Annotated in this window: 20 protein-coding genes and 1 tRNA gene; 8 read left to right on the top strand and 13 right to left on the bottom strand. The window is 70.1% G+C overall.

Annotation, left to right across the window (positions count from 1 at the left end):
- Positions 1–53: 53 nt before the first annotated feature.
- Positions 54–683 carry a GNAT family N-acetyltransferase gene (locus tag IM770_RS10895; RefSeq protein WP_203581164.1) on the bottom strand — a complete coding sequence of 210 codons (630 nt, stop codon included), beginning with the start codon at positions 681–683 and terminating at the stop codon, positions 54–56.
- 24 nt (positions 684–707) lie between these two features.
- Positions 708–1,595, bottom strand: a complete 888-nt coding sequence (galU, locus tag IM770_RS10890) for a UTP--glucose-1-phosphate uridylyltransferase GalU (RefSeq protein ID WP_203581163.1) — start codon at positions 1,593–1,595, stop codon at positions 708–710.
- A gap of 77 nt (positions 1,596–1,672) precedes the next feature.
- Between galU and IM770_RS10885 the strand changes: the two genes are divergently transcribed.
- From IM770_RS10885 to mscL, 3 genes are read left to right on the top strand one after another with little or no spacing between them, the layout of a single operon-like run.
- Positions 1,673–2,269 (top strand): 5-formyltetrahydrofolate cyclo-ligase, encoded by a 597-nt coding sequence (locus tag IM770_RS10885; RefSeq protein ID WP_203581162.1) that lies wholly within the window; start codon positions 1,673–1,675, stop codon positions 2,267–2,269.
- 20 nt (positions 2,270–2,289) lie between these two features.
- Positions 2,290–2,589: an FmdB family zinc ribbon protein gene (locus IM770_RS10880; RefSeq protein ID WP_203581161.1), complete on the top strand. Its 300-nt coding sequence runs from the start codon at positions 2,290–2,292 to the stop codon at positions 2,587–2,589.
- Between the two features lie 46 nt (positions 2,590–2,635).
- Positions 2,636–3,073, top strand: a complete 438-nt coding sequence (gene mscL, locus IM770_RS10875) for a large conductance mechanosensitive channel protein MscL (RefSeq protein ID WP_203581160.1) — start codon at positions 2,636–2,638, stop codon at positions 3,071–3,073.
- Between the two features lie 5 nt (positions 3,074–3,078).
- On the opposite strand, the gene IM770_RS10870 is transcribed toward mscL, so the two are convergent.
- On the bottom strand, positions 3,079–3,294 hold the full coding sequence (locus IM770_RS10870) for a hypothetical protein (RefSeq protein WP_203581159.1): 216 nt from the start codon (positions 3,292–3,294) through the stop codon (positions 3,079–3,081).
- Complete coding sequence (locus tag IM770_RS10865) at positions 3,281–7,057, bottom strand: AAA family ATPase (RefSeq protein WP_239066104.1); 3,777 nt, start codon at positions 7,055–7,057, stop codon at positions 3,281–3,283. The genes IM770_RS10870 and IM770_RS10865 overlap by 14 nt, the downstream gene beginning before the upstream one ends.
- A 199-nt stretch (positions 7,058–7,256) precedes the next feature.
- On the opposite strand from IM770_RS10865, the gene IM770_RS10860 reads away from it, so the two are divergent.
- Positions 7,257–7,919, top strand: a complete 663-nt coding sequence (locus IM770_RS10860) for a methylated-DNA--[protein]-cysteine S-methyltransferase (protein WP_203581157.1) — start codon at positions 7,257–7,259, stop codon at positions 7,917–7,919.
- Positions 7,920–7,984: 65 nt separating this feature from the next.
- Here IM770_RS10860 and IM770_RS10855 read toward each other — a convergent pair whose 3' ends face one another.
- The gene (locus tag IM770_RS10855) at positions 7,985–9,604 is read right to left on the bottom strand and encodes a monocarboxylic acid transporter (protein ID WP_203581156.1); all 1,620 of its coding nucleotides are present in this window, start codon (positions 9,602–9,604) and stop codon (positions 7,985–7,987) included.
- Positions 9,601–9,957 carry a DUF485 domain-containing protein gene (locus IM770_RS10850; RefSeq protein ID WP_203581155.1) on the bottom strand — a complete coding sequence of 119 codons (357 nt, stop codon included), beginning with the start codon at positions 9,955–9,957 and terminating at the stop codon, positions 9,601–9,603. The genes IM770_RS10855 and IM770_RS10850 overlap by 4 nt, the downstream gene beginning before the upstream one ends.
- Before the next feature lie 237 nt (positions 9,958–10,194).
- Between IM770_RS10850 and IM770_RS10845 the strand changes: the two genes are divergently transcribed.
- Together IM770_RS10845 and IM770_RS10840 are read left to right on the top strand one after the other, a co-directional pair.
- Positions 10,195–11,022, top strand: a complete 828-nt coding sequence (locus tag IM770_RS10845) for a LuxR C-terminal-related transcriptional regulator (RefSeq protein WP_307785438.1) — start codon at positions 10,195–10,197, stop codon at positions 11,020–11,022.
- A gap of 137 nt (positions 11,023–11,159) precedes the next feature.
- A complete protein-coding gene (locus IM770_RS10840; RefSeq protein WP_203581380.1) occupies positions 11,160–11,513 on the top strand; it encodes a histone-like nucleoid-structuring protein Lsr2 in 354 nt (117 codons plus the stop codon).
- A gap of 26 nt (positions 11,514–11,539) precedes the next feature.
- On the opposite strand, the gene pntB is transcribed toward IM770_RS10840, so the two are convergent.
- On the bottom strand, positions 11,540–12,955 hold the full coding sequence (pntB, locus tag IM770_RS10835; protein ID WP_203581153.1) for a Re/Si-specific NAD(P)(+) transhydrogenase subunit beta: 1,416 nt from the start codon (positions 12,953–12,955) through the stop codon (positions 11,540–11,542).
- Entirely contained in the window at positions 12,952–14,511 is a 1,560-nt protein-coding gene (locus IM770_RS10830; protein WP_203581152.1) for a Re/Si-specific NAD(P)(+) transhydrogenase subunit alpha, read from the bottom strand. Before IM770_RS10830 ends, pntB begins: the two co-directional genes overlap by 4 nt.
- A gap of 374 nt (positions 14,512–14,885) precedes the next feature.
- On the opposite strand from IM770_RS10830, the gene IM770_RS10825 reads away from it, so the two are divergent.
- The gene (locus tag IM770_RS10825; protein WP_203581151.1) at positions 14,886–15,167 is read left to right on the top strand and encodes a Fe-S cluster assembly protein HesB; all 282 of its coding nucleotides are present in this window, start codon (positions 14,886–14,888) and stop codon (positions 15,165–15,167) included.
- A 66-nt stretch (positions 15,168–15,233) separates the two neighbouring features.
- Here the strand turns inward: IM770_RS10825 and IM770_RS10820 are convergent, their stop codons facing one another.
- From IM770_RS10820 to IM770_RS10810, 3 genes are all read right to left on the bottom strand, one after another.
- Positions 15,234–16,277, bottom strand: coding sequence for a glutathione synthetase (locus IM770_RS10820; RefSeq protein ID WP_203581150.1), 1,044 nt, complete (start codon positions 16,275–16,277; stop codon positions 15,234–15,236).
- Between the two features lie 83 nt (positions 16,278–16,360).
- On the bottom strand, positions 16,361–17,566 hold the full coding sequence (locus IM770_RS10815) for a tyrosine/phenylalanine carboxypeptidase domain-containing protein (protein ID WP_307785437.1): 1,206 nt from the start codon (positions 17,564–17,566) through the stop codon (positions 16,361–16,363).
- Entirely contained in the window at positions 17,563–18,366 is an 804-nt protein-coding gene (locus IM770_RS10810) for an N-formylglutamate amidohydrolase (protein WP_203581149.1), read from the bottom strand. Before IM770_RS10810 ends, IM770_RS10815 begins: the two co-directional genes overlap by 4 nt.
- Before the next feature lie 133 nt (positions 18,367–18,499).
- Between IM770_RS10810 and IM770_RS10805 the strand changes: the two genes are divergently transcribed.
- Positions 18,500–18,571: transfer RNA gene (locus tag IM770_RS10805), tRNA-Arg, on the top strand.
- A gap of 106 nt (positions 18,572–18,677) precedes the next feature.
- On the opposite strand, the gene IM770_RS10800 is transcribed toward IM770_RS10805, so the two are convergent.
- Both IM770_RS10800 and IM770_RS10795 read right to left on the bottom strand, forming a co-directional pair.
- Positions 18,678–19,835, bottom strand: a complete 1,158-nt coding sequence (locus IM770_RS10800) for a MalY/PatB family protein (protein WP_203581148.1) — start codon at positions 19,833–19,835, stop codon at positions 18,678–18,680.
- 203 nt (positions 19,836–20,038) lie between these two features.
- Positions 20,039–23,026, bottom strand: a complete 2,988-nt coding sequence (locus IM770_RS10795) for a DUF5107 domain-containing protein (RefSeq protein WP_203581147.1) — start codon at positions 23,024–23,026, stop codon at positions 20,039–20,041.
- Positions 23,027–23,099: the final 73 nt, after the last annotated feature.

Genomic DNA, 23,099 nt, shown 5'->3' with positions numbered 1-23,099 from the left:
CGGCGCCTGCCGGCCCCTCATCGCCGGCACCAGACGGCGCGGGCCTCCGGCGGCTACGCGTGGAGCCGGTCGGCCGGCGGGACGGTGGCGGCGTCCTGCGGCGCGCGACCGGACACCCACCGCTGCAGCACGCCCTCGGGCACGTCTTCGCGAACCAGCGCAAAGGCGTAGTGGTCGCGCCAGTCGCCGTCGATGTGGATGAACCGGCGGCGCAGGCCCTCGTAGCGGAAGCCCAGCTTCTCGACGACGCGCAGGCTCGCGCGGTTCTCGGGCCGGATGCAGATCTCCATGCGGTGCAGCCGCAGCTCGGAGAAGCAGACGTCGGTGGCGAGCGCGACCGAGGTCGGCGTGATGCCGCGCCCGGCGAATCGCTCGCTGACCCAGTAGCCGATCGTCGCGGAGGCGAGCGACCCGCGGGCGATGCCCCACACGTTGAGCTGGCCGGCCACCTCGCCGTCGTACTCCATCACGAACGGCACGCCGGCGCCGTCACGGTACTGCTGCAGCAGCCGGCGCACACCCACTCGCATGTCGAACGAGACCGGCCCGTCGGGGCTCGTCGCCTCCCACGGGCGCAGCCAGCCGCGATTGGACAGCAGCTCGTTCTGCAGCACCCGCGCATCGCGCTGGCGCACCAGGCGGATGGCCACCGGGCCGTGCCTGCGGGGAGCCGACAGATCCACCGAGACCCCCTCGAACGGGCGGCGTCAGAGGTTCGCCGCGAAATCCTTGAACCAGGGACGCAGAGCGGGACCGAGATCGTCTCGATCGGCCGCGAGCTGCACGATGGCCTTGATGTAGTCCACCCTATCGCCGGTGTCATAGCGACGGCCACGGAACACCACACCGTACACGCCCGGACCGTCGGGGTCGGCGGCGAGTTCCTGCAGCGCGTCGGTGAGCTGGATCTCGCCGCCCTTGCCGGGCTCGGTGCGCTCGAGGATCTCGAAGACGTTGGGCGACAGCACGTAGCGGCCGATGACGGCGAGGTTCGACGGGGCGTCCTCGGCCTGGGGCTTCTCGACGAGGCCGCTCACCTTCACCACGCCGTTGCCGTCGTTCGACTCCACCGAGGCGACGCCGTACAGGTTGATGTGCTCGGGGTCGACCTCCATGAGGGCGATGATCGCCGCTCCGGTGCGCTCGTGCTCGGCGATCATCGTCGTCAGCAGCTCGTCGCGCTCGTCGATCAGGTCGTCGCCGAGCATGACGGCGAAGGACGAGTCGCCGACGTGCGCCTTGGCGCGCAGCACCGCGTGCCCGAGGCCCTTCGGCTCGCCCTGCCGCACGAAGTGGATGTCGGCGAGGTCGCTGGACTCGAGCACGCGCCGCAGACGGTCGGTGTCGCCCTTGTCCTTGAGCTTCTCCTCCAGCTCGGGCACGGAGTCGAAGTGGTTCGAGATCGCGTTCTTGTTGCGCCCGATGATGACGAGGATGTCTTCGATGCCCGCCTGAGCGGCCTCCTCGACGACGTACTGGATCGCCGGCTTGTCGACGACGGGGAGCATCTCCTTCGGCATCGCCTTCGTTGCGGGGAGGAAGCGGGTGCCGAGACCGGCGGCCGGGATCACGGCCTTGATCGGGGTGTGAGGCATTCCCCGAGTCTAAAGGGGACCGCGCCGCCACCCCGCGCGCGGACGCGGTGTGATACACGCCCCGTAGAATCGGCTGCATGTCCGACGCGATCGCCGATGCCAAGCGCGCGCTGCGCGCGGAGCTGCGCGAGCGACGCCAGCTGCTGTCCGAGCAGGCGCGTGAACAGGCCGAGGCCGGCATCCACGCCCAGCTCGACGCGCTCGTCGCCGAGCACGACGCGCGCTCGATCTCGTGCTTCCTGTCGACCACCGCCGAGCCGGGCACCCGTTCCTTCGTGGCGGATGCCGTGCGCCGAGGCATCCGTGTCCTCCTTCCCGTGACGCGCGCGGACGGCCTGCTGGACTGGTCGGTCGCCACGACGGACGGCGACATCGCCGAGGGCATGTACGGACTCCCCGAGCCCGTGGGCGAGCTGCTGGGTCCGATCGCCGTGAACGACGTCGACCTGCTCGTGATCCCCGCCGCCTCCGTCGACCGGAACGGCATGCGGCTCGGCTGGGGCCGCGGGTTCTTCGACAAGACCCTCGGCTCGATGGAGCGCTGCCCGCCCGTCTACGCCGTGGTGTTCGACAGCGAGTTCGTCGACGAGGTGCCCAGCGACGTCCATGACCAGCCCGTCACCGGCGTCGTCACGCCGACGCGCACCATCACCCTCGCGCCGACGCGGCGCTGACAGCCAGAACCGAGAGAGCAATGCCCACCTACGCCTACGCCTGCAAGCAGTGCGGTCACCGCTTCGATGCCGTGCAGTCCTTCGCCGACCCCACCCTGACCGAGTGCCCCGAGTGCGGCGGCGCGCTGCGCAAGGAGTACGGCTCGATCGGCGTGACCTTCAACGGCTCGGGCTTCTACCGCACCGATTCGCGTGCGGGTGCGAAGACCGGCGGCTCGGGATCGAGTGGCGGATCGGATGCCTCGAGTGGCGCCTCTTCGTCGACTTCGACATCATCGAAGTCCGAGGCGAAGGCCTCGCCCGCGTCGTCCGGAACCTGATCAGCCGGAGCCCCCGTCGCGGGAGACACCCAGGGGGGTACTGCACGTGATCAAGGGCTTCAAAGAGTTCATCCTGCGTGGGAACGTCATCGACCTGGCGGTCGCGGTCGTCATCGGCGCCGCGTTCACCACGATCGTCAATGCCATCGTCAACGGCCTGATCAATCCCCTCATCGCGCTGGTCTTCAACGCCAGCAGCCTGGATCAGGTCGGATGGACGATCACCAACTACAACGGCGACGAGGTCTTCTTCGGGTTCGGCATGATCCTCGGCGCGATCATCAACTTCCTCGCGGTCGCCGTGGTCGTGTACTTCGTGTTCGTCTACCCGATGAACCGGCTGAAGGAGCGTGCGGCCGCGAAGGCCGGCATCACGCCCGCCGACGAGGAGCCGAAGCTCCCCACCGAGCAGGAGCTGCTGGTGCAGATCCGCGATCTGCTCGACAGGCAGGGCAACCAGCCGCAGGCGCCCGCGCGCTCCTGACCTCGTCAGTAGTGGGGAGGGACGTCGCGCCGCAGGCGCTCGTCGTTCGGGCCTATCGAGACGGATGCCGCGTCACCCTGGTCGTCGCGACCAGCCGGGGGTGCGGCATCCGTCGTCTCATCCGCGGGGATCGGCTCGGCCGTGGTTCCCGGCGCAGGAGTCAGCTTCGCGCGACGTGAGCCGGTGACGCGCTCGATCCGCTGCCGGTCACTCGACGACATCGATGGGCTGCGTCTCGCTGTCGACGCGCGGGGCGTCGGGCGGCACGCCGAGCATGGCTGCGATGCGCTGCGCCACATCGGCGGGATCGCGGTACAGGTCGAACGAGTGCACGCGCACGTAGTGCCAGCCGAGTCGCCGCAGGATCTGGGGCCGCAGGCGCAGCGACTCCCGGAGCGACTCGCCGATCGTCTCGGGGTCGCTCTCGACGACGACCGCCTTGCCGTCATACTGCGCGACGAGCGGCAGCAGGCCGCGGTAATGGACGTCGACCGACAGGCCGGCGCGCCGCAGCTCGCGCGCGAGCGCGCGGGTGAGCGGGTCGGCGAGGTCTTCGAGACGGGCTTCGCGCGAGCGCGCGGCCAGGCCGCCGAGGATCGACATGAGGGTCGCGGCGCCGTACTCGAGGCGCCCGTCGTCGAAGGCGGACGGGCGGATCGACGACACGATGACCATCGAGCGCCGCGCCCGGGTCATGCCCACCGTGAGCAGTCGCTCGCCGTCCGGCGACGAGAGGTCGCCGAAGTCGCTCAGCACCCGGCCGTGCTTGGTGAGCCCGAACCCGAGCGAGAAGATGACGCGGTCGCGGCTCTCGGCCACCGACTCCTCGAGGGTCAGCACGGAGAACGGCTCGGCGGTGTCGCGCGAGACGAAGTCCGCCACGTCGGAGCGACCCGCGAAGGCGGACTCGACCGCGGCGCGGACCCGCTCGGCGTGCCGGGCGCTGGCAGTGACCACCATGAGCGACTCGCTCCCCCGGTTGACCGCGTGCTCGACCACGAGCGTGACGACCCGCGCCACCTCGGAGTCGGGGCTCTCGACGGCGCCGGTGATGGGATCGGGCGTGCCGTGGCCGCCCTCGACGTAGTCGACGGCGAGACTGCCTCGTCCCAGATACGAGCCGGCCCACGGCAGCGACACCAGCTCACCGCCGTAGAACGCGTCGTTGACGAGGGCAGCGAGGTCCTCGCCCCCCGCCCGGTAGCTGCGCGTCAGCGTCTCGACGGGGAGCAGCTCGGCCAGGCGCTCGAAGACGCTGGTCGAGTCGAACGGCACCTCTTCGTCGGTCTCCGCGCCCGGGGCCGCCGCGCCGTGGCCTGCGGTGCCGTTGCCTGCCGCGCCGTGGGGCGGGGCCGGCGGCGCGGCCGCAGAGACCGGCGATCCGGCGGCCACGAGGAACGGCGTGGGCTTCTGCGTCACGGGGTCGCCGAAGGCGACGACCTGCCCGGCCCTGCGGAGAGCCGGCGAGGCCTCCGCGAGACACAGGGCACCGGCATCCGCCAGCATCACGACGTCGAACGAGACGGACTCGGGGATGCGGGGCACCTCGTAGGGCGACGCCAGCCACACGGGCGACAGGGTGCGCGAGAGCTCCGGAGCGACGGTCGCGAGCTCGGCCGGCGTGATCGCGCCGCGCTTGAGCGCTCTCTTCAGACCCTCGGCCTCGGCCGCGTGGTCGACGATCCCGATGCGCCACTGCGTCGCGAGATGAGCGGCGAGGAGCGGGCCGGATGCCGCCGCATGCGCCTCGTCGACCAGCCGGAAGTCGCGCTCCAGCCGGTCGACCACGGCCGTGTTGGCTCCCAGCACGGCGCGGTCGGTGCGCAGCAGCAGCTCGAGGGCGGACTGCCACCAGGCGAACTCGAGCTCGGCGGCCACCTCGTCCTCGGGCACGTGCCGCACCGACAGCTCGAGCAGCAGCGGCTCGAGGCCCATGGCGGCCAGCTCGCTGCGCAGGGTCGCCCGCTCCTTCAGATTGTCGAAGACGTCGGAGTCGGCGGCGAGCCCGGCGAGCGTCCGCACGAGCTGCTTCACGGGGATGGTGCTCAGGCGATCGGCGTCTCTGCGGCCGAGCACGACGTCGAGCTCGCCGAGCTCGGCGTCCACGCGCTGCCACGCGACCTGCACGTCGGCGAGTCCCAGGGGAACCTCGGGCGTCACGCCCATGTCGACGTAGCGCTGCCATTCGGTGCGCTGCTGCTGCACGCGGAGGAGCGCCTCGTACATGTCGGGCACGTGCACGCCGGGTCGCAGGTACTCGCGCGAGAGCCGGCGCAGCCGGCGGCGGTTGGCGCCGTTCATCTCCGGCGCGTCACGGCGCGGGGCGTGCGCCTGGATGAGTTCGCCCAGAGGGCGCTCGAACACCGTGAGACTGAAGCGGTCGAGCGAATCGCGGATGCCGCGCAGCAGGCGCAGGTACACGCCCAGCTCCGCGATGGTCTGGAACGGCCGCATGCGGGTCTGGGCGATCAGCTCGTAGCCCCGCTCCAGCAGCGTCGGCACGTCGCTGCGGTGCAGCTTGCCTGCCAGGGCGTGCGTGGCGCGCGCCTGCTCGACCGTCGCGAAGGTCACGCCGTACCACGGCGAGTCGTCGGGCCCGAATCGGAACTCGCCGAGCCGCGCGGCGGCGGCGAGCTTCGCGGCCGCATCGTCACGCGTGGTCGCGAGCCGGGCAAGCGCGTCCGCCTCGAAGCGCGCCTCGGTCGCGGGCGTCACGCCGTTCTCGGCGAGAGCTGCGAGTTCGCGGAGGATGTCGAGCACCGACACCCCGAAATCGGGATGGCGGGCGGTGACCGCCGACCGGTAGTCGCGGAGCACGCCGCGCAGGCGCACGAGCGCGTCGTCGATGTCGGCGACCTTCGGGGCCTCGGCCTTCTCGTTGCGTCCGATCGCGCGGATGAGATCGCGCTGCAGCCGCTCGGGCGAGACCGCGAGTCCGGGCAGGCCGATGCCGGCGAGGCGGTGGCGCACGCCGTCGAGTGTGGAGCGGCGTGCGCTCACGACGAGCACGCGCTTGCCGTCGCGCACGAGCGCGCCCACCGCGTTGATGACGGTCTGAGTGCCGCCCGTGCCCGGGAGGGTGTGGATCACCAGCGACTGGCCGTCGGCGATCCGCGCCAGCACGCGCTCCTGCTCGGAGTCGGCGTCGAGCAGCAGGTTGTCGGAGGCGGGCGGGCGCTCGTCGGGGTTCGCCGGCTGGGGCCCGTCGCGGCGGATCGTGAGGGACTCGCGATCGGCCACGTGCCCCGCCAGCGCGTTCAGCACGCGGTGGTCGAGGTCGGCTGCGTCGAGCACCATGTCGCCGCCGACGTCGGCGAAGCTCGAGACCAGCAGCCGCGGCTTCACCAGGAACGTCTCGGTCGACGCCGTGAGAGCCCGCAGGTGGTCGATGACGGGCTGCGGCTTGAAGAGCCCGCCCTCGTACGCCAGCGCGGCGAGGCCATCGGCATCGAGGCGGATGCCGAAGTGGGTGCGGAGTGCGCGGACGAGCTCGGGGTTGACCGAGAAGGTGCCGTGCAGCTTCAGCTCGAAGTCGCCGTGGTGACGTCGGATCGCCAGCGGCCGCAGCAGCACCGGCGCACTCCAGCTCACGCCGCCGATGCGCCAGCCCGCGAGGCCCACCGCCAGTCGTACTGCGTCGAGGCCGCGCGTGGTCCGCAGCTCCTGGTCCTTCGCGGTGATGCGCTCGGCGGCCAGCCGCGCGTTGCGCAGCGCAACCTCGTCCCGGAACAGATTGGACAGCAGAGTGGAGCGTCCGGTGATGAACTGCGGGAGGCTGCCGGGGTGCGCCTTGGTGATCTCGATCGCGGCGTCCTGACCGTCCGCGAAGTGCAGCAGCGTGGACCGCCCGCCCAGCGCGGCGGACTGCGTCCGCAGCCGGTCGCGCTCGGACTGGGCGACGTGCACGACGGTGACGTCGGGTTCCGCGAGACCGAGATCGCCGGGGGTCACGTCATACCCGCGCTCGGCGTCTGCTCGGCCCAGCACGGCGCTCCGTTCTGCTCGCCACACACGTGCCACCCTAAAGGCGCGCGCTGTCCGGTACTTGCAATGGACCTGAGTTTCGCGGTATTGGGCGACGCGGCTGCCGTCCCCTCCTCCCCAGGCGCGTGGGGCGCCGGCGTTCCCACAGTTCGACGACAGCGCCCGCCCGACCGTCGGCGCGACGGACCAGGATGGTCGCATGACCCCCGAGGATCCGCCCCGCTACCGCGTCCACCCGTCGCCGATCGGCGACATCCTGATCGTCACGACCGCCGACGGCATCGTGACACTCCATCCCTTCGACGGTCCCCTGCACAGCGAGCTCGAGCGCATCGCGCTGCGGCTGCGCGTGCTGCCGGTGCCGGACGAGACGGATGATCTCGATCCGCTCGCGGAGCGAGAAGTCGATCCGGCGGCCTCGGCCACCGGCGGTGAGCGCGGGCCGGAGCACGCGGCCTCCGATGACGTCTTCGCCGCAGCGGCGGCGCAGCTCGACGAGTACTTCGCCGGCGATCGGAGGGAGTTCGACCTTCCGCTGGACTGGCGACTGGTGCGCGGCTTCACGCGCGACGCGCTCGGTGCGGTGCGCGACATCCCGTACGGCGAGACAGCGGGCTACGGAGAGGTCGCGATCGCAGCCGGCAGCCCGCGCGCCGCGCGCGCCGTGGGCACCGCGTGCGCCACCACGCCCTTCTCCGTGGTCGTGCCGGTGCATCGCGTGGTGCGGTCCGACGGATCGCTGGGCGAGTACGGCGGGCGGCCCGAGGTCAAGCGGTTCCTCCTCGATCTGGAGCAGGGCCCGCACATCCCCGCCGCCCCGCGTGCGGCGACGATGCAGGCCGCCGAAGCGGCGGGCGTGTAGGCCGCCCGCCCGCAGCGAGGCCCGGGCGGTGGATCCGCCCGGGCCCCGCGATCACCCGATCCGGGTCAGTGGTGCGTGGCCTTCTCGGCGCCGTAGCCGGTGAGCGAGCGCACGTCCATCTCCGCGGCCTTGGTGCGGCTCTCGGCCTTGCGCGAGGTCACCGAGCCGAGCCAGCCGAGGAAGAACCCGAGCGGGATCGACACGATGCCCGGGTTGTTGAGCGGCCAGATCGGCGTGCCGACCTTGAACACGCTCGTCTCACCACCCCAGAACACCGGCGAGAGCACGATCAGGATGACAGCGGCGGCCAGACCGCCGTACATGCTCCAGACCGCGCCGCGCGTGGTGAACCCGCGCCAGAACAGCGAGTACAGGATGGTCGGCAGGTTCGCCGATGCGGCCACCGCGAAGGCGAGCGCGACCAGGAACGCGACGTTCTGCCCCTGGACGGCGATGCCGCCGAGGATCGCGAGGATGCCGATCACGATCACGGTGCGACGAGCGACCTTGACCTCGCCGTCGGGAGGGACGTTCCCCTTCTTCACGACGTTCGCGTAGATGTCGTGCGCGAACGACGCAGCCGCGGTGATCGTCAGTCCCGCGACAACCGCGAGGATCGTCGCGAAGGCGACCGCCGAGATGAAGCCGAGCAGCAGCGGGCCCCCGAGCGCGAGCGCGAGGAGCGGCGCGGCCGAGTTGACGCCACCCGGCGCAGCCTTGATCGCGTCCGGTCCGACCAGGGCGCCGGCGCCGTAGCCGAGGACCAGCGTCAGGAGGTAGAACAGGCCGATCAGCCAGATCGCCCACACCACCGAGCGTCGAGCCTCCTTGGCCGTCGGCACCGTGTAGAAGCGCATGAGCACGTGCGGCAGACCCGCCGTGCCGAGCACCAGCGCGATGGCCAGCGAGATGAAGTCCCACGGGTTGGCGCCGTACTGCAGCCCCGGACCCAGGATCGCGTCCTGCGGGTCGGCGGTCGACTGCGCCACCGCGCTCTCGAGCAGCGTGTTGAGGTTGAATCCGTTGAGCGCGAGCACCCAGATCGTCATGACCAGTGCGCCGCCGATGAGGAGGAAGGCCTTGACGATCTGCACCCACGTGGTGCCCTTCATGCCGCCGACGAGCACGTAGACGATCATGAGGACGCCCACCACCGCGACCACGAGCGAGATGCCCAGCGTGTCGTCGATGCCGAGGAGCAGCGCCACGAGGCCACCGGCTCCGGCCATCTGGGCCAGGAGGTAGAAGAAGCACACCGCCAGCGTCGTGATCGCGGCCGCCATGCGCACCGGTCCCTGCTTGAGACGGAACGACAGCACGTCGGCCATCGTGAACTTGCCGGTGTTGCGCATGAGCTCGGCCACGAGCAGCAGCGCGACGAGCCACGCCACCAGGAAGCCGATCGAGTACAGGAATCCGTCGTACCCGTTGATCGCGATCGCACCGCAGATGCCGAGGAACGATGCGGCCGACAGGTAGTCGCCCGAGATCGCGAACCCGTTCTGCGGTCCGGTGAAGGAGCGTCCGGCGGCGTAGTAGTCCGCCGCCGTCTTGTTGTTGCGGCTGGCCCGGATGACGATGAACAGCGTCACCGCCACGAACGCGCCGAAGATGGTCATGTTCAGGAGCGGGTTGTTCTCGACCGTCTGCACAGCGGCGTGAACCGCGCCGAAGACCTCGTTCATGCCTTCGCCTCCTGCTCTTGCGCCTCGAGCTCGCCGCGGATCTCTTCGGCGATCGGGTCGAGCTTGCGGTTCGCGTACCAGACGTACGTCATCGTGATCGCGAACGTCGTGACGAACTGACCGAGCCCGAACAGCAGACCGACGGTGATGTCACCCCATACGCGCTGCGCCATGAAGTCGCGCGCGAAGGACGACAGCAGGACGTAGACGAAGTACCAGACGAGGAACGCGATCGCCAGCGGGAACACGAACCCGCGATGGCGCTTCTTCAGCTCGACGAATCGCGGGGACTCCTCGACCGCGATGTAGTCGATGCCGCCTGGTGGGGCGGTGTCGGTCGTCGATTCGGACATGTGGCCTCCTTGCCTCATGAACGGGCGCTTCATCGCGCCCTTCGGGGGGTAACCCGGACCACGTTGGGGCCGTGCCTCGGGTGGTATGGTCGACGCTACGAAAGGCGGCGAGGACGCCGTCACCCCCGGAAGTAGGTAGTCGTGGGCGCGTCCCTCCCACATCCCGCACCGTCCCCGGATCGCAGCCGCGTGGGGATCCGCATTCCCGCCGGCCGACTCGACGGAGAAGCCGGCGACGTGCTCGCACTCGACCATGCGGTGGCCGAGCTGGTGCGGCGCACCCGGTTCCCGGTGGCCTTCGGCGGACTCGCCCTCGGCGACGCGATCCACGTCACCTCCATCCACGGGGCGCGCACTCGCGCCCTGCAGGGCCTGGTGGTGCAGGCGTCGCGAGGTCTCGGAGGCAGGGCCCTCGTCGAGAAGCGCCCGCGGCTCGCCCTCGACTACGGGTCGTCGCGCAGCATCACGCACGACTACGACCGCGCTGTGCTCGGCGAGGGCATCGCCACGCTGTTCGCCGTGCCCGTCATGGTCGGCGATCGCGCGCGTGGCGTGATCTACTGCGGCTCGTGGGCCGAGTCCCCGGTCGGCGACGTCGTCGCCCGGCCCGCCTTCGCGGTCGCCGAGGAGCTGTCGAGCGAGCTGCGCATCCGCGACGAGGTGCAGCGCCGCCTCGCCATGACGCCGCCGCGGACCGAACCGGTCGCGATGCCCGCGACCACGCGCGAAGAGCTGCGGGAGACGTACGCCGAGCTTCGCAGCATCGCCGCCGTCATCGACGACCCCGCGCTGCGGGCGCGCCTGGACCGCCTCGAGCGCCGGCTGGCCGCGCTCTCGAACGACGAGTCCGAGCCGCCGCTCGAACTCGACGTGCGGCTGTCGCCGCGTGAGATCGACGTGCTCTCGTGTGCGGCGCTGGGCGCCACGAACGCCGAGATCGCGGCGACCCTCGAACTGAAGGAGGGCACCGTGAAGTCCTACCTGCAGTCGGCGATGGCGAAGCTGGATGCCTCTACGCGTCATGCCGCCGTCGTCACCGCCCGGCGAGCCGGCCTTCTTCCCTGATTCGGCTTTCCGAATACCAACCGGGCAGTCCGCGGCGACGCGGGAGGCGCTTGCCATCGGCGCTCATGCGGAAACGGACACACTAATCCCGGATATCCGATTCATGAACGGCGACAATTGCGCGTATTGTGCCATCCATGGCCCGAAGAATCGTACATCAGCTCGTCGATGACATCGACGGCACCCTTTTGGAAGCCGGTGAAGGCGAGACCGTGCTCTTCTCGCTCGACGGCGTCGCATATGAGATCGACCTCACCGACGAGAATGCCGCCGCATTGCGGGGCGCACTCGAGCGTTATACCAACGCCGCTCGCGCTGTCTCGTCGTCGCGCGCGACGACGAACGCCGCATCAGCAGGCCGCAAGCGTCGACGCAGCGGCCAGCAGGATTACAGCGGCGTACGGGAATGGGCGAAGAAGAACGGCTATCAGGTATCGGAGCGAGGCCGGGTTCCGGCATCCGTCCTCGAAGCCTACGAGGCGGCGCACTGACGCACGCCGCCCCGCTCTTCCGGAATTCACACCCGTGAGAGCTGGAAGAGGATCTCGTCGACTTTCTCTTTCGCGTCGCCGAACAGCATCTGCGCGTTTTCGCGATAGAACAGCGGATTCTGCACGCCCGCATATCCGGACGCCATCGAGCGCTTGAAGACGATGACGTTTCCGGCCTCCCACACGCGGAGCACCGGCATTCCGGCGATCGGACTTGTCGGGTCTTCCGCAGCGGCAGGATTCACGGTGTCGTTCGCCCCGATCACCAGCACGACGTCGACGCTCGAGAGGTCGTCGTTGATCTCGTCCATCTCGAGCACGATGTCGTACGGCACCTTCGCCTCGGCCAGCAGCACGTTCATGTGGCCGGGCAGGCGTCCGGCGACGGGATGGATGCCGAACCGCACGTCGACCCCGCGCTCGCGGAGCTTCTGCACGAGGTCGGCAACGCCGTGCTGCGCCTGGGCGACGGCCATGCCGTAGCCGGGGGTGATGACGACGCGGGAGGCGCCGGCGAGCAGGTCGGCGGCGGCCTCCGCGTCGATCTCGCGGTGTTCGCCGTGCTCTTCGTCGCTCGCGCGCGGCGCCTCGATGCCGAAGCCGCCCGCGATGACAGAGAGGAACGAGCGGTTCATCGCCTTGCACATGATGTAGCTGAGGTAGGCACCCGATGAGCCGACGAGCGCGCCGGTGACGATGAGCAGGTCGTTGTTCAGCAGGAAGCCCGCCGCCGCGGCGGCCCACCCCGAGTAGCTGTTGAGCATCGAGACAACGACCGGCATGTCACCGCCGCCGATCGAGGCGACGAGGTGCCAGCCCAGGGCGAGCGCGAGCGCCGTCACCGCGACCAGCAGCCAGAGCTCCGGCGTGATCACGTACCAGACGGTGAGGGCGAGGAACGCGACCAGCGCCCCGACGTTGAGCGCGTTCTTGCCGGGCAGCATCAGCGGCCGGGACGAGATGCGCGCCGAGAGCTTGAGGAACGCCACGATCGAGCCGGTGAAGGTCACGCCGCCGATGAAGACGCCGATGAACACCTCGGCGTGATGGATGTCAGCGAGCGCCCCCTCGAGGCCGGTGTCGTACAGCGCGCCGTTCCAGCCGACCAGCACCGCGGCCAGACCCACGAAGGAGTGCAGCAGCGCGATGAGCTCCGGCATCCCGGTCATCTCGACGATGCGCGCGCGCCACAGGCCGATCGCGCCGCCGACGAGCACCGCGGCGACCAGCAGCACGAGTCCGAACATCGCCGGGCCGTCGCCCCATGCCCCGGCTGCGGTCACCCACACCGTGGCGATGAGCGCGATGGCCATGCCGACGATGCCGTAGGTGACACCACGGCGGCTGGTCTCGTGCTTGCTGAGCCCCGCGAGGCTCAGGATGAACAGCAGGGCGGCGACGATGTAGGCGGCGCCGGCGGCCGCTCCGGCGACCGCGGTCATCGGGTCTCACCCTTCTGGAACATCGCGAGCATGCGCCGCGTCACGGCGAAGCCGCCGAAGATGTTGATGCTCGCCAGCAGCACCGCCACCGCGGCGAGGATCTGCACGGTGAGATCGGGCGCGGTGATCTGCACCATCGCGCCGACCACGATGATGCCCGAGATCGCGTTGGTCACGCTCATGAGCGGCGTGTGCAGCGCGTGCGCGACGTGGCCGATGACGTAGAAGCCGACGACGATCGCGAGCGTCAGCACGAGGAAGTGCTGCGGCAGCGGTGGCGGCGCGAACGCGCAGACGGCGAAGAGCGCCGCGATGCCCGCGACGATGAGGCCGGTCCGGGCCGCTGCCGACATGGACTTCTTGGGCGCGACAGGGGTCGCCGCGGGCGCGGTGGCCCGTTCGGCGGCGGGCGCCGGTGCGGCCGACACCTGCACCGGGGGCGGCGGCCAGGTGACGTCGCCGTCGCGCACGACGGTCACGGTGCGCTGCACGACGTCGTCGAAGTCGAGCGCGAGGACGCCGTTCCTCGCCGGCGTCAGCAGCTTCAGCAGGTTCACGAGATTGGTGGCGAAGAGCTGCGATGCCTGCTGCGGCAGGCGACCCGGCAGGTCGGTGTAGCCGAGGATCACGACGCCGTTCGCGGTCACGACCCGCTCCCCCGCGACCGATCCCTCGACGTTGCCGCCCTGCGCCGCCGCCATGTCGACGATGACGCTGCCCGGCCGCATCGATGCGACGTCCGCCGCCGTGATGAGGCGCGGCGCCTGGCGGCCCGGAATGAGCGCCGTCGTGATGATGATGTCGACATCGGCGGCCTGCTCGGAGTAGATCTCCGCCGCCCGACGGTCGTACGCCTCGCTCGTCGCCTTCGCGTAGCCGTCCGCCGAGACCTGCTGCGCCTCCTCGGGCACGACGACCGGCAGGTACTCGCCGCCGATCGATGCGACCTGGTCAGCGACCTCGGGCCGCGGGTCGGTCGCGCGCACGATCGCGCCCAGGCTCGAGGCTGCGCCGATCGCGGCGAGGCCGGCGACGCCTGCACCGGCCACGAGCACCTTCGCAGGCGGCACCTTGCCGGCCGCCGTCACCTGCCCGGTGAAGAAGCGTCCGAACTCGTGCGCGGCCTCGACGACCGCACGGTAGCCGGCGATGTTCGCCATCGAGCTCAGCACGTCCATCGACTGTGCGCGCGAGATGCGCGGCACCGCGTCGAGGGCGATCGCCGTGATGCCCCTCGTCGCGAGCGACGCGACCAGGTCGGGGCGCAGCGACGGGCTCAGCGTCGCCACGATCGTCGCGCCGTCGGCGAGGCGGCCGATCTCGGCGGGCGCGGGCGCGTTCACCTTGAGCACGACGGGCGACGACCACGCCGTTGCGGCGTCGACGACGGCCGCCCCGGCCTGGACGTACGCGGCGTCGGGAAACGATGACGCCGCGCCGGCGCCCGCTTCGACGACGACGTCGTACCCGAGGGCGACGAGCTTGGGGACGGTGGTCGGGGTCGCTGCCACCCGGGTCTCTCCGGGCGCCTCAGCGACGATGCCAATGCGGGTCATGCGTTCCTCTTGATGGGTGCGACGGTCCGACGCTGTGGTGTCGGCAGACGGATGCGGGTGCCTTCCTCGGCGCCCGCGACGACGCCTCCACCCTGTCAGACGGCGGTGCCGATCGACCGCGCATTGCGCTCGACACGATGACAAGAATCACAGAATTTGTCTCCAGCGCACCCCCGTCGCTGGAATTTCCTGGTGTGACCGGCGCAGGGAGGGCGCGGGATGCCGTGCAGCAAGCGGCGGCGAACCGCCTGCCGGCGAGCAGTGTCGAACATGGGAGCTTCCTCCGAATGGCGACCGTTGGGCTTGTCGGGGTTGCGGCATGGACACGATCTCGGAATCGTGGCCCGTCCGGAACCGCAACGGAAAGGAAAAGCATGCTCACGCTGACCCAGACCGCCGCCGAGGCCGTCGAAGAACTCGTCGCCCGGGTGCCCCTCGCAGAAGACGGAGGTGTGCGCATCCGCGACACGGGAGGCCCGGCCGGATTCGAGCTGAGCGTCGTGCCGACGCCCGACCCGCAGGACAACGTGGTCGTCGAGGGTGGGGCGCGCGTCTACCTCGACCACACCGCGGCCGCCGCGCTGGATGATCGCGTGCTCGACGCCGAACTCTCGAACGACGGCGCGGTGCGCTTCGCCCTGGGAACCCAGGACTGACGCACAAGCCCGAGGCCCCGGCATCCGTTTCCGGATGTCGGGGCCTCTCTTGTGCTGGTGCGGCCGTCAAGCGGTCGCGAGTTGGACGTTCGGGATTTCGCGGCCGTAGTGCTCGCGCATGCCCGTCTTGCGCTCGAGGTCTTCGATGACGGCGGTCGTGAAGTCCAGCCCGTACAGCGCCGCGCACGATCCGAGGCCACCGGGAGAGAAGACGTTGATCTCCATCAGCTTGTCGCCCGCGATGTCGAGGCCGACGAGGAACATGCCGTCCGCAAGCAGCTTGGGTCGCACAGCATCCACGAGCTGCAGCATCTCGTCGGTGACCTTCACCGCCTCCGCCTTTCCGCCCGCCGACATGTTCGAGCGCACGTCGGTCTCCCCCGGGCGCCGGCGGAATGCGGCGTACACGCCATCGACCTCGAGTGCCCGGCCGTTCATCACGAACATCCGCACGTCGCCGTTCTTGGCGGCCGGCAGGTACTCCTGAGCCACGACATAACCGTCACGAGCGATGGCTTCGATGATCTGCGCGATGTTGGGTTCGCGATCCAGGTCGACCAGGAAAACGCCGGAGCCGCCCGAGCCCTGCAAGGGTTTCAGCACGGCACGCCCTCCGAGCTCGTCGATGAACTCGCGGACCCGCTCCTCGTCCCGCGTGATCAGGGTGCGCGGTCGCACCACCTCGGGGAACTGCTGGAAATACGCTTTCGAGGTCGCGTCCGCGAGGGAGCGCGGATCGTTGACGACGAGGACCCCGGTCTCGGCGACCATCCGGCCGAACGCCAGTCCCGCCGTCGTCGCCCACGCGCTCTCGGCGGATTCAGCCGCGGGGTCGGCGCGCAGCATGAGCACATCGAAGTCGTCGAGCTGCGTCCGCTGCCGGGTGGCGGCCTGCACGTCTTCGAGGTAGCGGTCGAGAGACCGATAGCGCTTGCCGGAGGTCGCGGTGGCCGTGATGGCCGAGAGCGAGCCGTCCGGTTCGTAGCCGAAATCCCGCAGACCCATGAGGCACACGTCATGGCCGCGTCCGGCAGCGCTCATCGCGAGGCGCGTCGTTGAGTAGATGGGCTGCTCCGTGGCGATGTCGTTGACGACGAATCCGATTCTCATCTGGGCTCCTCAAGGGTCTGGGGTAAGGGAACGGTGGAGTCCGGGGCTGGTCGGCCGCGGTGCGCGGCGTCGTCGTGCGGAGTCTACGCATTGACCAGCGAGACCAGGTCGGCGGCGTGCGCGGCCTCCCGGATCCTGTCGGCGGACGCGGGCTCCGCCAGGTAGCGCGGCATGATGCGGGGCTGTGCGAGGAGGCCCCGCTCCGCCAGGTCCTGTACGAGGGGCAGATCTTCGAGCGAGAACTTCCCGAGGAACAGCAGGTCGAGAGAACCATCGTGCGCGACGTGCTCCAGCAGCGCCAGCAGCCCGCGCAGGTAGATCGCGTCTTTGGTGAACCCGCCGGCGCGGTGCACCCGCATGGCCACGCTGTAGGCGCTCCCCGCGGGCAGGCCGTGGCCCGTGAGCACACGGTGTGTCTCGGCGAAGCTCGCACCGCCGACCAGCGCGTGCACGGCGACGACGCGCGCCGCCAACTGACGCAGCCGTGCCGCCGTGAGCCCGCCGCACGCGATCTCGGCGAGGACGGCAAGACCCTCCTGTGTCTCGTCGTAGTGGGCGAGCCCGGCGCCGAGCATGCGGATCGGCTGTGCCGAACCGTTCACATGCGTCACCAGATGCGTGCCCACTTCGTGTTGCAGGAGCGCGTTCACGCGGGGGCCGGCCACCGCCGCGTTCCGCGAGACCAGGAGCGTGTTCCCCTCGACCAGGACTCCCGAGACGTCGTCGCGGATCTCGGCGTGGAGTTCGGCATCCGGTTCGATCGATCGATAGTGGGCGATCTCAGCCTTCGCCGCCGCAAGGAACTCCTCCGCCCCGACGGAGTCCCGCTCCAGCTTTCCGTGCGGAAGGCGGCCGAGCAGATCTTCGGCGGTGTCCACGAGCGCCGGCAGCACCGGACCGTACTGCGCGATCGACAGCTGCAGGAACTCGGGGGTGTTCCGGGCGCGCAGCATCTCCACGCGCAGCGTCATCTCTCGCTGGCGGTTCTTCAGCAGAGCGGCGAGGGTGGCGTCGGTGACGGCGTCCAGGGGCAACGCGGCCACCTGCGCGTCGAGCACATCGGGGTCGACGTCCAGGCGGCGATACTCGAACACCGGGTCGAGGGCCGGGTCGGCGAGGAACGTCGCGCGGGCCTCGTCCGCGTTCACCGGCGTCATCTCGAGGAGGAAGCGGACGCTCCCCGCCAGCGCGGCCATCGCATGGTCGGCGGCGAGGTCGGCCGCTGAGAACCCGCCCGCCTCGATGGCGTCGGTCTCCGGCCCGACGGCGTCACCCGACGCAGTGTTCACGCCATCGCCATCCGGCGAAGCGCCTCTTCGAGCGGCGGCACCGTCGCCGCCACCCCGCGTGCGAGTTCGGCGATGCGGGCGTCATCCGCTTCGCCGGTCCACTCGTCCATGAAGGTCTTCTTGAACTCGAGCGCGAGCACCACGGCCCGGTCGGGGTAACGCCCATGGATCCAGGCGGCGAGCTGCCGGCCACGGAACCGGATGTTCTCGCGCACGTCGAGCGGACCCGCTGAGGTGCCGGTCGCGGTCAGTGATTCCACGAAGGCGTCCACCACCGGGCCGAACCGCTCCCGGTCCAGCGAGCCGGTGCCGACGTTCACCTCGGGATTGTCCTCCCCCGGCGCCTCGAGGGCGTCTGCGCCGTCGCGGCGATGGTTGTACGAGTGGATGTCGAACACGACGAACGGGCCGCGCTCCGCCACAGGGTCCAGGCGGCGTCCGAGTTGGGCATAGAAGTCGTCGTACACCGCGAGCGAACGAGCCACGACGGCGTCGGCGAGCGGAGGATTCCGCACGATCTCCAGTCCCCAGGCGTCCTCCGGCGACCGGTACACGGCCGCTTCGCGTTCGCGGTTCAGGTCGACCTCGAAACGCGACCGATGCACGACCACGCGGGCGGGGATCCCGAGGCCGATCTCGTCGGTGTGCGGGTCCTCCTCGCGTCGACGGTCTTCCTCCGGGAGGACGACTTCGGCCTCGACCTCCGGGCGCAGGTCATGGCCATTGTGAATGGCGGTGGCGACGAACTGTCCGCTCCAATCGCCGAGGAATTCGAACGGGGCACTCTCCGTCGTGGACATCGGGCCATTCTCGCCGGGCCCGTCACGGGCCTTCAAGGGGTTGCACGTCCGCTGCTCGACTGGCATGGCGCCGCGCGTGCGCCCGGCGGCCGACGCGGGGCGATGGCCCGCACCGCATAGACTTGGTGGGCCAGCCTCTGTAGCTCAATGGAAGAGCAGTTCCGTCCTAAGGAAACGGTTGGGGGTTCGAGTCCCTCCAGGGGCACTGCGATATTTTCTATCCCCGACCAGGCATTTTCTTCGGCCCGACTTGACCAGCCGCGCCGGCCCGGAGTCTCAGCGCCCGCAGTGGTCGCCCGGGCACACCTCGATCAGCCGGTCACGGCGGCGAGCCGCCGCACCGCCTCCGTGATCGTGGCGGGCGAACAGGCGATATTCATCCGCGCGTAGCCCGCGCCCTGTCGGCCGAACGAGGGTCCGCTCGACAGCGCCACGCGAGCCTTCTGTTCAGCGACGAGTGCAGGATCCTCTCCCCAGCCCAACGCGGACATGTCGATCCACGCGAGGTAGCTCGCGGCGGGGCGGCGGAGCCGCACCGTGGGCAGATGCGCATCGAGTTCGGCCTGCAGATGGTCGACGTTGCTCTGCAGCGTCGCGATCGTGCCGTCGAGCCAGTCTCGTCCGTGGGCGAAGCCCTCCCGCGTCGCAATCAGCCCGAATTGGCCGGCCCGGAAGGCGATCTCCTGCGGCAGTGAGCGGATGAGCTCGGTCATGCGGTCCGATTCGGACACGAACAGCGCGGTCTTGAGCCCCGCCAGATTGAACGCCTTGCTTCCGGACTCGGCGGCGATGCCGTGCTCTCGCGCCTCGTCGGACACGGTGAGGTAGGGAGTGAACTCCACACCGTGATAGGTGAGCGGCGCGTGGATCTCGTCCGCGATGACGAAGCCGTCGTGGCGGGCGACGATTCGCGAGAGCTCTTCGAGTGTCGCCCGGTCGTGGACCAGCCCGACGGGGTTGTGAGGGCTGCACAGCAGCACGCCTTTCGCACCCGCCGCCAGAGCGCGGTCGATGCCTTCGAGATCCAGCGCGTACGCGGCTCCGTCGTCGTGCAGAGGCACCTGGACGGCGACGCCCCCTCCCTCCGGGACGAGCTCGTAGAACGGAGGGTAGATCGGGGGTGTGATGACGACGCCGTCACCGGGCTGTATCAGCCGGCGCAGCGACTCGACGATGACGACACTGACGTCGGTGGTGATCCCCATCCGCTCCACCTCTGGTTCCCACCCCCACTTCGCTGCGGCGTAGTCGCGGAAGGCGTTCCTGGTGCCGGGGTCGAGCGGGTTGACGTACCCGGTGTCACCGAGGTCGATCGCGTCATGGAGCGCCCGCTTGATGGCCGGCGCGAGCGGGAAGTCCATCTCGGCAACGAACATCGGCAGCACGTCGTCGGGATAGACGCCCCACTTCTCGCTCGTCCGCCGTCGCAGCACCTGCATCGGATCGGCCGGCGTGGGAATGATGGGCATCGTCGCTCCTTGTCAGTCGCGATTGCGTGGGATTTCCAGGCCGTAGGTTACGCGGCGCCGCGAACGCGCACGAGCGACGCACCGTGATGCCGGCGCATCGCGCGACGGAGGCGATCAACCGACGCCGCGACACGTCGACTCCGATGTAGACCCGATCGCCTCGGGTCGCAGTCACAGCCGCGCCGGAGCAGCGGCGGTCGACATCAGTCTTCGCCGGCCTCTCGTGCAAACAGCATCAGCTCGGGAAGGCTGGTGGCGAAGTAGTCCGTCTCGCCGGTGTCGTGCCGGGCGACCGGAGGCACGTAACGCGAGCGGGCTTCGCCGAGCGTCGCGGGCGGATCGGTCTGCGTGAGGCCGCGGGCCGCGAGCACCGCGTCCCACGCGGCGATCGCCTTACCCTCGCCGCCTTCCCACGGGTGGAAGGGCCGGGTGATGAGGATCTCGTACGCGCGCTCGGCCTCACCGGCCTCGACGAGCAGCGTGACGTACTCGATCGTGAAGTCATCGCGCGTGAGCACGAGCCCTTCCATCGGCTGCAGCCGCTCGAAACGCTCCGAGGCGGAGTGAGCGAGCCGGGTGGCCAGCTGATCCTGCTCGTACCGCAGTCGCGCGTCGTCGGGTGACACCGCGATGGCTCGCTCGTACAGCTCCCACGCTCGCGCGTCGTCGTGACCGATGTTGTAGGCGGCGAGCGCGGCGTTGCGGAAGAGGACGGCCTCCACCCGACCCAGTTCGATGGCCCGCTCCCAGTGGCCGCGCGCCGAGGCGCGGCGACCGTGCGCGTACAGGAGCATGCCGATCAGGGAGTGAGCCACCGCGTCGTCAGGATCCGCCGCGAGCGCCGCCTCGAGAGCGTCGAGCGCGTCGAGACCGAAGGGGAAAGCCCGCGTGAGGTCGCCGGCTCGCGCCCGCTCCCGCTCCTCCCGCGCGCGGGAGGAGTCACCCACGCTGTCGTGCACGCTTGCGGCGATGTAGTGCGCGATCGGCCGAACGTTCCCCGCTGCCGTGACGGGTGCGGCGAGCACCTGCTCGAGAACCTGGATCGCCTCGGCGAGTGCTCCGGAATGGCGCAGATCCAGTGCCACGTCGAGCAACAGCCCGGCGTCGGCGGCGAGAGGTCGGCCGGCAAGCGCCCTCAGCGTGGCGTCGAGCGGATCGACCTCGAGCGCTCGCCGTACGAGAGCTTCGGCATCCGCGTCCGCTCCGAATCTGCGGAGCAGGATCGCGCGAAGGGCCACCCGGCGCGTGTCGTGCCCCACGACCCCGTCGAGCGTGTCGAGGACGCGGAGTGCTGCACGGTTCTGACCCCGGCAGGCGAGCGACTGGGCGAGCGCGAAGCCCGCAGCCGACGCCCAGGTGCCGTCCCAGCCGGCCTTGCCGAAGGCCCGCTCGGCCTCGGCGGCGCGGCCGAGGCGACGCAGCACGAGACCGTGCAGGTAGAACGCTTCCGCGTCGACCGGGTTGGCGTTGCGGCGCGTGAGCCGTGCAAGCGCGCGTTCGACGTGCGCGAGGGCCCGGGCGTAGCGTCCGGCGCGATAGTGCCGGTCGGCGAGCGCCAGGTTGATCCGCACGTCGCCGGGATCGCGCTCGAGTCCTGCGTTCCAGTACGTCAGCGGGGAGCGGGTCGGATGGCGGTACTGGCTGAGGTGAAGACCGGTGAGGTACAGCTCCTCCACCGAGTCGATCGCCGCCGCGACCGGCGGTTCGTCGGCAACCCAGGGCTCCTCGTCGCCGACGACGGTCGGGCTCCAGCGGACGAGAACCTGGCCGGCCGGCGTCAGAAGTTCGGCCACGATCGGCTCGTCGGCGTCGAATCGAGTCTCCGTCTCCAGGCGGAGCGGCGCGCCGGGGTCGAGGTCGACGGTCTGTGATGCGAGCACTTCATCGCCGCGGACGATGCGCGCCACTGCTCCGCGTTGCGGCCGGGTCACGGCGAAGGATGCGGCGAGCGTCCCATCGCGGTCGACGTGCACCGCCGCATCGGGGGTCGCCTGGTGCGCCGGTCCCATCGCGGGGATCGGGTACCAATACTGCGTGAAGACCTTGGTCTCGCCGGGGAGGAGCCAGCTGAAGTCGGGCTGGTTGTCGGTGTACACGCCAGCCATGAGCTCGATGTACGGCCCGTCGCCATCGGTGAGCTGGGCATCCCAGGCGTGCCCGAAGGGTGCGTCGCCCCACGTCCACTGCTTCTTCCCGGGTGAGACCCGACGCTCGGCCCAGTGCACGAAGCCCGCGCCGGCGGCGTGGTCGTAGCCGCCGAAGAAGTCCTGGCCCGAGTCCACGATCATGTACGACGTGGGCACGGGAATGTTCTTGTACCAGTCGATGCGGCTCGCGCCCGGGTCGGTCTTCGCAAGCTCCGGATAGTCGACGCCGTAGTACGGCCGGTCCGCCTCCGGGAAGGCGGTGAGCGCACGTCGGGCATGGTCCGCGACGTAGCGGACGTCCTCCGGGAAGAACGACTGATAGTCGTCGTGGACGAGGGCGGCGACATTCGCCCACCACAGGAACGTCTGGCGCTCGTCGGTGCGGTTGTGCAGCCGCACCGCCAGCTCGACGACCGAGCTGCCGGCGCGAAGGCGCACGCCGTGCTGCGCCGACATCCGGGCGAACGGGTCGTGGTCGTGGCACCAGACGGTGACCGTGCCGTCATCGCCGTGCTCGATCGACGCCTCGACCGGAAGGTACGTCGCGGGGCGGTGGTGCTGCGGCCAGTTGAACTCGACCCCGCCGCTGATCCACGGACCGGCCAGGCCCACGAGGGCCGGCTTGATGACGTTGTTGCGGTAGAAGAAGTCGTAGCCGGTCGTCTTGTCGTAGCCGATGTGGATGCGGCCGCCCAGCTCGGGCAGCACGACGACCCGCACGTACTCGTTCTCGAGGTGGATCGCGTCCCAGTCGCGAAGCGTCGGCTCGTCGGACACGCTCTCGGTGAACGGCAGCGGATAGATCTTCCCGCTCGATCCCTGGTACACCCGATGGTCGAGGAACATCGGGTATCTGCTCGGCTCGCCCGCCTCGTACGTACGGATGGTCAGCGGCTCACGCCACGCGACGGCCTCCCCGCGTCGGAGCGCGGCCCGGAGATCCGCCGGAGCGTCGGGAAGCTCGATCTTCGCGTGGGGATCATGCGACGCGTCGCGGACGGTGAGTTCGTCGACGGCATCGAGGTTCGTCGGTTCAGCGGTCATCGCTGACCTCCTGGGGAGACGGCGGCGGCGGGCCGGGAATACATGACATGCGCGCAAGACGATGCGGGCACGT

The organism is Microbacterium hibisci, assembly GCF_015278255.1.
Taxonomy (GTDB): Bacteria; Actinomycetota; Actinomycetes; order Actinomycetales; family Microbacteriaceae; genus Microbacterium; species Microbacterium hibisci.
Note: the sequence above shows the minus strand (reverse complement) of the source record. Positions and strands in the feature narration are given on the sequence as shown.